Source organism: Aquimarina litoralis, from assembly GCF_019295435.1.
GTDB lineage: Bacteria > Bacteroidota > Bacteroidia > Flavobacteriales > Flavobacteriaceae > Aquimarina > Aquimarina litoralis_A.
This window is the reverse complement of record NZ_WEKL01000077.1, coordinates 1-13101: the sequence shown is the minus strand read 5'-3', so window position 1 is coordinate 13101 and position 13101 is coordinate 1. Positions and strand designations below refer to the sequence as shown.

The 13101-nt window shown below is 32.4% G+C and carries 9 protein-coding genes and 2 pseudogenes; 3 read left to right on the top strand and 8 right to left on the bottom strand.

Annotated features, from left to right (window positions below; genetic code table 11):
• From GBO31_RS22705 to GBO31_RS22695, 3 genes and pseudogenes are all read right to left on the bottom strand, one after another.
• Positions 1–640: pseudogene (locus GBO31_RS22705) on the bottom strand (hypothetical protein); the annotation flags it as partial.
• Between the two features lie 131 nt (positions 641–771).
• Complete coding sequence (locus GBO31_RS22700) at positions 772–1467, bottom strand: LytR/AlgR family response regulator transcription factor (RefSeq protein ID WP_219010896.1); 696 nt, start codon at positions 1465–1467, stop codon at positions 772–774.
• 2 nt (positions 1468–1469) lie between these two features.
• Positions 1470–2768: a sensor histidine kinase gene (locus GBO31_RS22695; RefSeq protein ID WP_219010895.1), complete on the bottom strand. Its 1299-nt coding sequence runs from the start codon at positions 2766–2768 to the stop codon at positions 1470–1472.
• Positions 2769–2986: 218 nt separating this feature from the next.
• Here GBO31_RS22695 and GBO31_RS22690 point away from each other — a divergent pair, with 218 nt between their 5' ends.
• Positions 2987–3856 (top strand): ABC transporter ATP-binding protein, encoded by an 870-nt coding sequence (locus GBO31_RS22690; RefSeq protein ID WP_219010894.1) that lies wholly within the window; start codon positions 2987–2989, stop codon positions 3854–3856.
• Positions 3857–3879: 23 nt separating this feature from the next.
• Entirely contained in the window at positions 3880–7452 is a 3573-nt protein-coding gene (locus GBO31_RS22685) for a M1 family aminopeptidase (RefSeq protein WP_219010893.1), read from the top strand.
• Positions 7453–7520: 68 nt separating this feature from the next.
• On the opposite strand, the gene GBO31_RS22680 is transcribed toward GBO31_RS22685, so the two are convergent.
• Together GBO31_RS22680 and GBO31_RS22675 are read right to left on the bottom strand one after the other, a co-directional pair.
• Positions 7521–8375, bottom strand: a complete 855-nt coding sequence (locus GBO31_RS22680) for an alpha/beta hydrolase (protein ID WP_219010892.1) — start codon at positions 8373–8375, stop codon at positions 7521–7523.
• Positions 8376–8503: 128 nt separating this feature from the next.
• Positions 8504–9319, bottom strand: a complete 816-nt coding sequence (locus GBO31_RS22675) for a LytR/AlgR family response regulator transcription factor (RefSeq protein ID WP_219010891.1) — start codon at positions 9317–9319, stop codon at positions 8504–8506.
• A gap of 123 nt (positions 9320–9442) precedes the next feature.
• On the opposite strand from GBO31_RS22675, the gene GBO31_RS22670 reads away from it, so the two are divergent.
• Positions 9443–10474 carry a DUF3089 domain-containing protein gene (locus GBO31_RS22670; RefSeq protein WP_219010890.1) on the top strand — a complete coding sequence of 344 codons (1032 nt, stop codon included), beginning with the start codon at positions 9443–9445 and terminating at the stop codon, positions 10472–10474.
• Positions 10475–10550: 76 nt separating this feature from the next.
• Here GBO31_RS22670 and GBO31_RS22665 read toward each other — a convergent pair whose 3' ends face one another.
• From GBO31_RS22665 to GBO31_RS22655, 3 genes and pseudogenes are all read right to left on the bottom strand, one after another.
• The gene (locus GBO31_RS22665) at positions 10551–10826 is read right to left on the bottom strand and encodes a F0F1 ATP synthase subunit epsilon (RefSeq protein WP_219010889.1); all 276 of its coding nucleotides are present in this window, start codon (positions 10824–10826) and stop codon (positions 10551–10553) included.
• Between the two features lie 87 nt (positions 10827–10913).
• Positions 10914–12422, bottom strand: a complete 1509-nt coding sequence (gene atpD / locus GBO31_RS22660) for a F0F1 ATP synthase subunit beta (RefSeq protein ID WP_219010888.1) — start codon at positions 12420–12422, stop codon at positions 10914–10916.
• Positions 12423–12820: 398 nt separating this feature from the next.
• A pseudogene (locus GBO31_RS22655) lies at positions 12821–13101 on the bottom strand (G-D-S-L family lipolytic protein); the annotation flags it as partial.

Here is a 13101-nt window from a genome sequence, read left to right as displayed (position 1 = left end):
CCTTGATTCCATGCCCTTTTGCTTCTGCAGAAGTCTTAAATCTACTAATTCCATTATGATTTTGTGTAGTCAATGTACCATCTATATCTTCTCCTCCATCAGTCAATCCAGAGTTAGCAGCTTTGTAAGAATAGAAATCTGAGTGAAATACTGTCACTGCACCAATTGCCTTACCATAGGTAGAATTATCCTTTTGAACTATCGTGAGCACTCCTTCCAGATCATTTTCATGCTCATCAAAATGATATAAAAACCAAATATCTGTCCAATCTCTCGGATGAAAAAAAGCATAGGTAATAAAATAATGTGTACTGGTTTCCACAACAGAATAATACCCTACAGCCTTACCTTTTCTCGAGGAATTGGCAATATTATCCCAATTATTTTTAGCATTTAGATCACCATCGAAATCATAAGCTGTGATGTAATCTGCTTTTCCACTTAAACCATGAGATCCTGTACGATCTACATCCTGATAATGTACAGGAGCGTGTTGGTAAGCAAGATCTAAGTAAAAACTTTGGTTTTTGAAACTATCCGTTTCTTTTGACATTAAAGTGTTTTCAAATTCAAGGTCATCCGTAGTACTACAGCTCATAAGAATTGCTAAAAGACAAGTAACTAAAATTGATTTTTTCATTATTGAAGAGTTAGGTTATTGGCTTTTAAAAGTAATAACCTTTTATATTGATAAGATTAGCTAATTCTTAAGTCTGTATTACTCTATCATTGATTGAATGTTAAGAGTGTTATTTATATTTTAATGACTCTCTAGAATAGTCTTTTTTTCACAATTGCTTTATAAGACTGACCTATAGGAACTGTAGCATCATCGAGTTTGATTTGATTACCCATGATGCTTTTTATTGCATAGATATTAATCATGAATGAACGATGCACTCTGATAAACTGATGAGTTGGTAAAATTGATTCAAAATGAGATATAGATTCATGTATAAGCAACATTTCGGCTTGTACATACAGTTTCACATAACTCCCATAACTTTCTAAGTACTTGATTTTATCTAATTGGATATGATGTGTTTCTTTATCTCCTTTTAAAAAAATACTGGTATTCGTTGCCTCAGCAATTGTTTTACTTTTTGATAAAGACTGTTCCTTTATTTTAACCACTTTGGTATACGCTTTAAGAAATCTTTCAAATGAAAATGGTTTCAACAGATAATCACAAACTTCTAATTCATAACTTTCTACGGCAAATTCTGAATATGCGGATGTAATTATAACCACAGGTGGATGAGAAAGAGTTCTCAAAAAATCTAATCCTTTTAATTTTGGCATTTCAATATCTAAAAAAATAAGATCTACTTTTTCTTTTCTCAGAAAATTCATGGCTTCTATTGCATTATAGCAATTACCAACCAATTTTAAATCATTGAGTGATACTGCATAATCTTCGATTATGGTATGAGCAATAGGTTCATCATCAACGATAAGATAATTCATTATTAGATATTGATTGTTAAACAAGCACTAAAGATCTCTTCTTCTATATTAAAATCAAGTGTATAGGAATGATCATAAATAATGTTTAATCTTTTTTTTAGGTTTTCTAATCCTATTCCTTGGGTTTGATTTAGAGCAGAGGCATCATAATTATTAGACACCTCAAATATGATTTTGTTATCTACAATTTCAAGATTAACATGGACATAAGCATCATACATTAATGAATCTACACCATGCTTAAATGCATTTTCTAGCAAAATAATAAAAAGTAATGGAGGAAGCATTATTCCATTTTGCATTATGTTTTTGGTAAATTGTATGTCTACCTTTTGGTGATGACGTATTTCCTGAAGCTCTATATAATTTTCTAGATATTCTATTTCTTCTTCTATTGTCACTTCAGTTTCTTTTCCCTTATAAATAACATATCTCATGATTTCTGACAGCTTCAGAATGAGTTCTGGTGCCAGATCGGATTTTCGTTTTGCAAGCCCATAAAGGTTATTAAGAGTATTAAAGAAAAAATGAGGGTTAACTTGTTGTCTCAGCAATGCCAATTCTGCTTTTGCCTTATCAGCCTTCAAGTTCTGAAACCATTTCCATTGATCATACATCCACAATATGATAAACAAGGGAACTGGAAATAAAAACACGAGAAACAAATCCATGTTTTGTTCGTGTGTTCTTTTATCAAAAGAAAGGATAAACAACCAGAAAAAAATCAAAAGAGATGCATATAGCACAATAATTAATAGTCGATATTTCTGAAAAAACTTTGGTGCCAAAATATAGAACACCACGATCCAAAATAATGTAAGCAATACAAATGTGATAGGATTATCAGGAATATTCATTAAATGGTCCACTACAAACATTATGATAAAAACAATGGAGAGTAAGATCAATTTTATCAAAAATAGTTTACGTTCTCTTAAGAAAGTCTCAGAACTTCTTTTCTTATATCGTTGCATATACCATGACCAAAGGATATATACACTAGTTATAAAAAAAAGAAAAGCACACGTAATCATAACAATTTTATACTCCATTGGCTTTCCAAAAATAAATCCAAGAAGAGAAACCGCCCAACTAGCAACCATCCAGTAGAAAACCCTTTCTTTTTTATGAAAAAGCATTGCATTTATTATTGCTGAGACAATAAGTCCCCAAAATATAAAACCAATAATATTTACTAATGTTTCTTTAGGATCGAGCCTAATAAAATCTATATACTCCAAGGCTTTTACCAACACAAAAAGTATGATAAACCCATATGGAATTGCTCTGTATTTTTTCAAAAATTGAATCATATTTTCAAAAGTAATAATCCTATATAGATCATAATAATTATATGAACAGATGGGTGAAAAATTGAAACAAACACATTGTTTTTTACTACGAATCCCATTAGTTACTTTTTTCAAGCTATCTGTTTACATCTTGTAGTGTCTGCACAAATTATTGTGTTTCCCTCTTTTCTAGATATAGGTTCGCATCCAAATCAAAACTAATTATTATGAATACACTGCAGATAAACAATATTTCTAAAACGTATACCAATGGGGTCAAGGCCTTAGACAGCATTTCATTGACTATTAAAAATGGCATGTTTGGACTATTAGGACCTAATGGTGCAGGTAAATCTTCCTTAATGCGAACCATTGCAACTTTACAAGAGCCAGGTTATGGAAATATCACATTTAACGATTTGGATATTTTAAAACAACCTCAGGAGTTACGAAACCAACTGGGATATCTGCCTCAAGAATTTGGTGTATATCCAAAGGTTTCTGCTCAAAGACTTCTGGATCATCTGGCAGTACTAAAAGGAATTATCCATAAAAAAGAACGTACAGAACAGGTTGAAGCTTTATTACAACAAACCAATCTATACCAACATCGTAAAAAGGCTGTACACACATTTTCTGGTGGAATGCGACAGCGATTTGGTATCGCTCAAGCTTTATTAGGCAATCCTCAACTGATCATTGTAGATGAACCCACTGCTGGTTTGGATCCAGAAGAACGCAATCGTTTCCTTAACTTATTAAGTGAGATAGGCGAAAATATTATCGTTATACTATCTACTCATATTGTAGAAGATGTAAAAGATCTGTGTACTAATATGGCCATAATGAATCAGGGAAAAATCATTTCGCAGGGGATTCCTGCATCACTAACCCAAAAACTGGATGGCAAAGTATGGCGCAAGATCATTAAAAAACAGGATCTAAAAAGTTATCAATCTGCCTTTACTATTATTTCTACACGTCTCTTTTCTGGGAAAACCCAACTTCATGTATTAGCAGATGAAAAACCGGAAGCAGGATTTGAACCCGTAGATCCAAATCTTGAAGATGTATACTTCAGCACATTACAGTCATAGTTTCACATTAAAATATATTAATTATGTTTTTTCAACTATTTAAATTCGAATGGCAATACCACACCAAACAATTGTCATTTTATATATTTTCTGCCATTTTTTTCCTTTTAGGATTTTATATGTCTTCAGGAGGAAGATTAGGAGCAACACAAATAGTAAAAACCAATTCTCCGTATCAAATTAGTTTTTTTATAGGAGTATTTAGTTTGGTATCGGTCTTTGCTATCATGTTTTATTGTATACATGCTATGATAAGAGATCGTCAATACCAAATTGAAGGTATCATTTATAGTACATCAGTAAAAAAGACGCCTTTTTACTGGAGCCGTTTTCTGGGAACGTTTTTAATCGGTCTTTTAGTTTATACACTAATGCTTGTAGGGTTTGCGTTAGGAACTTTTTTTTCTAACAATCCAGACGGTATTGCTCCCTTTGTTCTGTATCATTATTTATACATATGGGCTACTATGGTAGTACCCAATTTATTTATCCTTACCTCACTTTTATTTTGCTTTGCAACTCTATCAAAAAAAGCATTGATTGTATATATAGGAGCTGTTACTATCTATACTTTGTACTGGGGTTGTTCTATATTTCTTAATTCTCCTATGCTTGCTCAGGCAGTACCTCCTTCACCAGAAAATATGGTAATTGCAGCAATAGCAGATCCATTTGGCTTATCCGCCTTTTTCCAACAAACCATGTATTGGACACCTTTTCAAAAAAATAATGAACTTGTTTCTTTCTCCGGATACTTTTTGTGGAATAAAATCATTTGGGTATTATTTTCTGTAACATTATTAGTTATTACGTATATCTTATTTTCTTTTCGAAAGGGAATTCAAAAAATTAAAAAAACTAAAAACGTACAACATAAAATTATAGAGAAAAAAGCATATGCTCCTACATTAACTTTTGCCAAGACTCAAAAGGCACAATTACGGGGCTTTTTATCTCTTACAAAGTTTGAATTAAAAACCATTTTTAAAAGTTTACCCTTTATCACTGTACTTTTACTATGGATTGTAATGGCTTTTACCGAAATTTATAGTAAGATTTATGAAGGTGGAGCCTATCGCGATAGTCTCTATCCGGCTACCTATCTTTTAATTGAACAAATAGGTGATCCATTACCTATTTTGGGTTTGATTCTTATTATCTTTTATAGTGGAGAATTAGTATGGCGAGAACGCAATTTAAATTTTAATACCATTACAGATGTAACTCCTGCATCTAATAGTATCTTCTTTTTTTCAAAATATATAGCGCTATTACTGCTACCCATGACACTTATCTTAACTGGAATCCTAATTGCTATTGGCTTTCAAATAGCTGGAAACTATAATCAATTTGAATGGGTGCAATATATTAACCTGTTCTATTTTCAGGGTATAGAGTTTATTTTCTATGGAGTAGTTGCGTTGTTTATCCAAAGCTTGGTTTCTAATAAATACCTCGGAATGTTACTATCAGGAGTTCTGATTTTTGTCTTAGGTAGTTCCTTAAGTAATTTTATAGGAATCGAGCATTCCTTAATACAATTAGGCAAAACCCCACCGATCGTATATATAGATATGAATGGATATGGTGCTTATCCTAAACCTTTTCATTGGTACGCATTGTATTGGATGGCACTTGCCGGCATATTAGTGTTATTGGCATTTAAATTATGGAGAAGAGGTGTGATTTCTAATTTCAGATATAGAATTCAACAATTGTTTTCTAATTGGAAAAAAGCAGAAAAAAGTATCGTTTTTGGATTTCTTATTCTTTTTATCAGTTCCGGAAGTATAATTTTTTACAATACTAATATCGTTAATGAATACAAAGCTTCAAATAAGCAATTTGATCTTGCTGAAGCTTATGAGCGTAAATTTAAGCAATATGATACATTAGAAGAACTGTATCCAGTGGATATAAAAACGGAGGTAGCTATTTATCCTGATGACAAAAAATACTCCGTAAAGGCAGATTACATCTTAAAAAACAAAAGTAATACTCCTGTCGATTTGGTTTTTATTTCACCTAGAGAACCATTGGAAAAAGTCTTTTTGCAAAATGCTACTCTTGTTGAATACGATTCTATCTTTAAGACATATCTCTTTAAAATAAAAAGTCCTTTATTAACTGGTGAACAGTTACAATTTAAATACGAACTAACTGTTCAAAATGATGGTTTTGAAAGACGTGCATCTATTGTAGAAAATGGAAGTTATATAACATTTTCCTCTTTTAGACCTTCATTGGGCTATCGAAGAAGTAAAGAAATCCGAAATGTTTCAGAGCGAAAAAAACGTGGATTACCTGATCTGAAAGAAGAAGTTATTGAGGATAAAGATCTTCATAGTATTCCTAACAATCTTATCGGTAAAGTTCCTTTTGAAACTATCGTATCTACACAATCAGATCAAATTGCCATTGCTCCTGGAAATCTAATCAAAGAATGGAAAGACCATAACAGAAACTATTATCATTATAAAACAAATAGCAAAGTATCACCAATGCTAGGATATTTTTCTGCTAAATATAAAATACAGAAGCATCAACACAATGGAATACAAATAGCTCAATATTACCATCCAGATCATAGCATGAATATTAATTCAACTATGAACGCCAGTAGAGAGACTCTTGATTACTGTATTCAGCATTTTGGCGATTACCCGTTCGATCATCTTCGTATAGCAGAAATACCAGCATATTGGCCTTTTGGCGGTCAGGCTTTTCCTGGTACAATAAGTATGGTTGAAGATCAATTTTACTTATTAGATCAGCGAAATCCTGATGTGTTTAATCTTGTAGCTAAACGTACAATTCATGAAGTAGCACATCAATGGTGGGGACATATATTAACTCCTAAAATGACAAATGGAGCTGGTTTCTTTATAGAAGGACTAGCAAAATACACTGAAATCGTTGTCATGGAAAAACACTATGGTAAAGGAGCTTTATGGAACCTATCAGAATATTCCAATAATCGATATTTTACGGGACGATCATATGCATCAGAACCAGAGCCAGCAGTGTACTTATCTGATGGAGAGAGCTACCTTTTATATGGTAAAGATTATACTATAATGTTAGCTTTAAAAGAATTAATCGGCGCCGAAAAAATCAATCTTATTCTTAAAAACATAGTACATAATTATAGAAATAAAGAAGAGCTGGAGATTGTTACGTTAGACTTTCTTGATGAAGTTTATAAAGTAACTCCTAAAGAACACCATATGCTCATAGACGACTGGTTCAAGCGTATCATTACCTACGATCTAAGAATTGAAAAGGCTTCTTATAATAAATTGCCAAACGGTCAGTTTGAAGTTGTCTTAGCTATAAATACCAAACGATTTGAGACCAAAAATCAAGGTGAAGAAATTGCTATATCTATCCAAGAGCCAATACAGATAGGGTTATTTGATAAACACCCTAAAAGAATTGGAGTAGGTGATCAGGCTTTATATCTTGAATCACATTATTTTAATACTGAAAAATCTCAAGTTAAAATCATTGTGGATAAATTACCTAAGTATATTGCTATTGATCCATATGGCACTCGTTTAGATAAAAACAGAATTGATAATATAACCCAGTTATAAGTATTATAAAGGAATAAACTAAAATAACTCTTGATTCAGATTAAATCTGAATCAAGAGTTATAATTTATTAGTCTATCATCTTTTCAAAGTGTTTTAAATATTCCTCCTTATAATCAAATAGTGCAGCAATATGTTTCCCTTGTATTTCCCAAAAAGTTGATTGAAGTGTATCAGAAGCTTTATAAAGTCTTTTTCCTAATTTAAATGGGACTTGCTCATCAGTATTACTATGAATAACGAGTATTGGTTTATTTATTTTTTGTATTTCTTTCTCTGCGGGAAAGTCATTATTCATTAATATGGGCATCATCCACTTGAAATTTCCCATATTGATTGCTCTTGCATATTCCTTTCCAATATCTGGAAACGAATTAAATGTTCCTTCTACAATAACTCCTGCTATTTTATCATTCCTTTCTGCAGCATTCATCATTGCAAAAGCTCCACCTAATGATTGTCCCCAAATGACAATTGGAGTTCCCTGTACAGCATCATCCTTTAGTATCGTATCGAACATAAACAATACATCTTCTTTTAGTATCAACGAATTATCTGCTATGCCTGTTGATTTTCCAAAATCTCTTCTTTCATAGCCAAATACTTGAAAGCCTCTATCTGTTAATAACTTATAATAGGGTTGAGACGACATTAAATGCATTCCTTTACCAGCATGATGAATGATAGTTCCAATAGGTTCATCTTTTGGTTTAAAAAGAACCCCATGTAGAGTAGTATTTGTGTCGACTTCAAAATAGTATTCTTTATGAGGAATATTAGATTCAAAATGTTCATATGCTAATCCATTTACATGATAAATTAATGTATCTGTGTATCTAGAAAATCTTACATATAAAATACTTCCTAATAGCACCAAAAATAGTAGCAACGCAAACGCCTTTGCGAATTTCAATAACTTCTTCATTTTTATGTTTTTAATTAACAAACACTTCAAATAAACAAGTACTCAACATCACAAAAAAAACATTGTTATGAATTCATATTTTTTGGGGTATACAAATACTTTCTGTGGTCAAATCTTATATTTTGGGGTCAACTCATAAAGGATGATTTTACCGATTCAAAATACGTTTTTGATACTGGTAACTTTTCTTCTATATATTTTAAGTGTACACTTCCCTTTTGAGCATTTCCCTCAACAGAAGTTATAAAATCAGGATTGATGATATAAGATCGATGCACTTTTAGTAAATAATTCAGTTGTTTATGTATAGAAGAAAGGGTATTACGCATTACCTTTTTCTGTAATACATTATCCTCTAAATAATGGATATTTATATAATTATCTTCTGATTTAACATACACAATATTTTCTGGTACTATTAAAAATGATTCCTTTTTTAGCGTGCTCTTTACTACTATTTTTTTATTATCATTCGGTTTTTTCTGGTTACCATGAAGTTGTTTTTTGCCATAATGTAATCTTAGAAAAACTGATAAAACCGATAAAATAATTCCAAAGCCTAAGAACACAAACCGAAACCACTTTATAAAAAAACTAAAGATCATAAAGTTAGACCTCTTATTGATCATCAACTCTGTATAGAAAAAAGCAATAACGATTGCCACTGTAACATATAAAGAGGAAAATAGTAATTCTTCAATCCATTTCCATCTTTTAAAATTTGTATGATACCAAATCGATAAAAGATGAATAAAAAGGTATATAGCTAGAGAAATAACTCCATAACCAATAAAGTAAAGATGTTTGTAAGGATGATTAAAATTATTAGCACCAAAAGGTTGTAAAAACTCCAATATAAATACAACAGCAAAACTAAGAAGAGAAGCTATCTGTAAATGCTTTTTAAAAGATGAAATATATGGAAAGACTTTATTTAAAAACATAAAAAACTCTCTACTAAAAGTACTAGGGATTAAATATAATAATCTAGATTGTAAATAGTAGCATTTAAACAATAAGTACCATCTGTTTATTATTTTTAATAGGTTTGTACAAACTCAACTTTCATGAAATATAGCTCTACACTAGTTATCTTTATTACTTTACTATGTATTTCCTGTAATAATGCATATTATTTTCCCACTAATAAATTCGATAACTCCAAAACATATATTCCCACAGATTATAGTGACCTAAATATGTGGGCTGCACATCCTAATAAAAATGATACAGCTGATCGTGTGCCAGAACAAAAAACCTTACAAGATCAATCCAAGCTACCTGTAGATGTTTTCTTCGTTCACCCTACTACACTAACGGGTTATAAAGGTGAAACTTATTGGAACGCTAGCACCAATGATTCTATCATTAATAAAAGAACCGATGAAACCACGATTTTAAATCAAGCCAGCATCTTCAATGCTGCTGGAAAAGTTTATGCTCCAAGGTATCAACAAGCTCATGTCGAAGCATATTACACAAAAGATGTTGAAACGGGAAAAAAAGCTCTTGAATTTGCCTATCGGGATGTAAAAAATGCATTTCGGTTCTTTTTGACGAATTTTAATAAAGAAAGACCTTTTATTATAGCTTCACATAGTCAAGGTACCACCCATGCGAAACGATTAATTAAAGACTTTATCGATACTGATGAAAAATTACGCTCTAGGCTTGTTGCGGCCTATCTCATTGGTATTATTGTAAAGAAAGATGAGTTTAAAAACATACCACCTTGCTTGAATCCTAATGATATTGGTTGTTCTATTTCCTGGCGAACCTATAGAAAAGATATAGAAGCTGAAAAAGTAAAGCAAAGTGATACATTCCTTGCTACAAATCCATTAAGTTGGAAAACAGATACTATTTATATGCCTAAAACTTCTAATCTGGGTAGCATACTAAGGAACTTTGATAAAATTCATCCAGAATTAGTAGATGCAAAGGTTGATAAAGGAATTATTAAAGTAAGTAAACCTGTCTTTTTTGGAAGTATCTTTTACAATACCAAAAACTACCACATTCCAGATCTTAATTTCTTTTATTTCAATACCAGACAGAATGCAGTAAATAGGGTTAGAGCCTATTTTAAAAAACCATAGCATAATGACATAAATAAAAAAGATGCCTTAAAAGACATCTTTTTTATTTATCAAGTGAATATAATCTTGCTTCTAATTAGTCGGCAAGTACTATTACTTTATTATCTTTCATTTCAATTGTACCTGAATTTATGGCAAGAAGCGTAACACCATTTTCTTTTGTAAATTTCTCTACTACTTCTTCTTCCAAATTCATATCACCATACACTTTTACATTTCCTTTTCCTAATAAAGAAACAATCGGTGCGTGATTATCTAACATTTGAAACTCTCCATTCACACCTGGTACAGCAACCGAAGTTACTTCGCCGCTAAACAATACTGCTTCTGGAGTTACTATTTCTAAATACATATTTATAGTTGTTTGTTGTTAGTTGTCGGTTGATAGATCGATAGATATTTGACATCTAACACTATCAACTACCAACAATTAACTAGATTATGCTTCAGCTAACATTTTCTCACCAGCTTCGATAGCTTCTTCGATCGTCCCCTTAAGGTTAAATGCCGCTTCTGGTAAGTGATCTAATTCACCATCCATAATCATAGTAAAAGCTTTGATCGTATCTTTTATATCTACTAAACATCCTGGGATACCAGTAAACTGCTCCGCTACGTGGAATGGCTGAGATAGGAAACGTTGTACACGACGTGCACGTCCTACTGCTAATTTATCCTCTTCTGATAATTCTTCCATACCAAGAATAGCGATAATATCTTGTAATTCTTTATAACGCTGTAATAACTCTTTTACTCGTTGTGCACAATTATAATGCTCATCTCCTAAGATATCTGCAGTAAGAATTCTTGATGTAGAGTCTAATGGATCTACCGCTGGGTAAATACCAAGCTCAGCAATTTTACGAGATAATACCGTCGTTGCATCTAAGTGAGCAAAGGTAGTTGCTGGTGCTGGATCCGTTAAATCATCTGCAGGTACATAAACCGCCTGTACCGATGTAATAGATCCTTTCTTAGTAGAAGTAATACGCTCCTGCATCACACCCATCTCTGTTGCTAATGTAGGCTGATATCCTACCGCTGATGGCATACGCCCTAGAAGTGCAGACACCTCAGAACCAGCTTGTGTAAAACGGAAGATATTATCTACGAAGAAAAGTACATCTTTTCCTTGACCATCTCCTGCTCCATCACGGAAATATTCTGCTATTGTAAGTCCAGAAAGTGCTACACGAGCACGTGCTCCTGGTGGCTCATTCATCTGACCGAATACGAAAGTAGCTTTAGAATCTTTCATTGCTTCTTTATCTACTTTAGAAAGATCCCATCCTCCTTCTTCCATAGAATGCATAAAGTCATCACCATACTTTATAATTCCTGATTCTAACATCTCACGAAGTAGATCATTTCCTTCACGCGTTCTTTCTCCTACTCCTGCGAATACTGAAAGACCACCGTGACCTTTTGCAATATTGTTAATCAACTCCTGAATCAATACAGTTTTACCTACTCCAGCTCCACCAAATAATCCAATCTTACCTCCTTTAGCGTAAGGCTCGATAAGATCAATTACTTTGATTCCTGTATATAAAACTTCTGTAGAAGTTGATAAATCTTCAAACTTTGGTGCCTGACGGTGAATTGGAAGACCACTTTCTCCTGCTTTTGGAAGATCTCCTAATCCGTCAATTGCATCTCCGATTACATTAAATAGACGTCCATATACATCTCCTCCGATTGGCATTTGAATTGGAGCTCCTGTTGCAACAGCTTCCATTCCTCTGCTTAATCCATCACTGGAATCCATCGCAATTGTACGCACCGTATCTTCACCAATGTGAGACTGAATCTCTAACACTATTTTGGTACCGTCTGCTTTATTAATTTCTAACGAATCGTAAATTTTTGGTAATTCAGTACCGGCAGCGAATGCTACGTCTATAACCGGACCTACAATTTGTGATACTTTACCCGTAACTTGAGACATTATATAACTATTTAATGTTTAGTATTTAACTATTTAAAAAGGCCTCTTTTTCTTACATATAAAATACGACCTTTTTTCAGGCTGCAAATATAGGCTTTTAAAATGAATAACATAGCCTGTTTTATTTTGTTTTTTTCTTAGGCAAATTTAAAGCTAATCAACCTGCCTAAAAGTGTAGTTTCTACAATAGTTTTATTTGATTTTAAATTCGTTAAATGTTGTTATTTACAAGTAAAATATATCTAGCGAATTCTTTCTTGAGTAAATTAATATATCTTAGAGATTAACAATCTGAACTCTTAAGTTCATACGATCAAACTCAGAGTATTTTCAGAAATAAGATAAAAAAGCCAATAAGAACGAATTCTTATTGGCCTTTTCATTTTATATAATATGTGCTATTGTAGCATCGGAGAGTAAAATGTAGGATAATCTGCAGCTTTTACCATTGGTAAATTCGATCCATAGGTAGTATTGATTGCTCGCAATGCCTCATTTGCTAACAAGGCATACCCTCTTGCTGTTGGATGTACACCATCTAAAGAAAATGCACCTCCAAACACTAAATCATCTTCCAAAAGAAATTCATCAAAGGTAATTCCGTTAGTAGCTAAATCTACCAATAAAGAATTTGCATCAACAAAAGCCAAACCTGCCTGATTTGCTGCAGCCTGGATGG

Coding starts and splice junctions, on each gene's coding strand:
- GBO31_RS22700 (WP_219010896.1), bottom strand. CDS start 1,467: ATGAATTATCTTATCGTTGATGATGAACCTATTGCTCATACCATAATC.
- GBO31_RS22690 (WP_219010894.1), top strand. CDS start 2,987: ATGAATACACTGCAGATAAACAATATTTCTAAAACGTATACCAATGGG.
- GBO31_RS22685 (WP_219010893.1), top strand. CDS start 3,880: ATGTTTTTTCAACTATTTAAATTCGAATGGCAATACCACACCAAACAA.
- GBO31_RS22680 (WP_219010892.1), bottom strand. CDS start 8,375: ATGAAGAAGTTATTGAAATTCGCAAAGGCGTTTGCGTTGCTACTATTT.
- GBO31_RS22675 (WP_219010891.1), bottom strand. CDS start 9,319: ATGTTTTTAAATAAAGTCTTTCCATATATTTCATCTTTTAAAAAGCAT.
- GBO31_RS22670 (WP_219010890.1), top strand. CDS start 9,443: ATGAAATATAGCTCTACACTAGTTATCTTTATTACTTTACTATGTATT.
- GBO31_RS22665 (WP_219010889.1), bottom strand. CDS start 10,826: ATGTATTTAGAAATAGTAACTCCAGAAGCAGTATTGTTTAGCGGCGAA.
- atpD (WP_219010888.1), bottom strand. CDS start 12,422: ATGTCTCAAGTTACGGGTAAAGTATCACAAATTGTAGGTCCGGTTATA.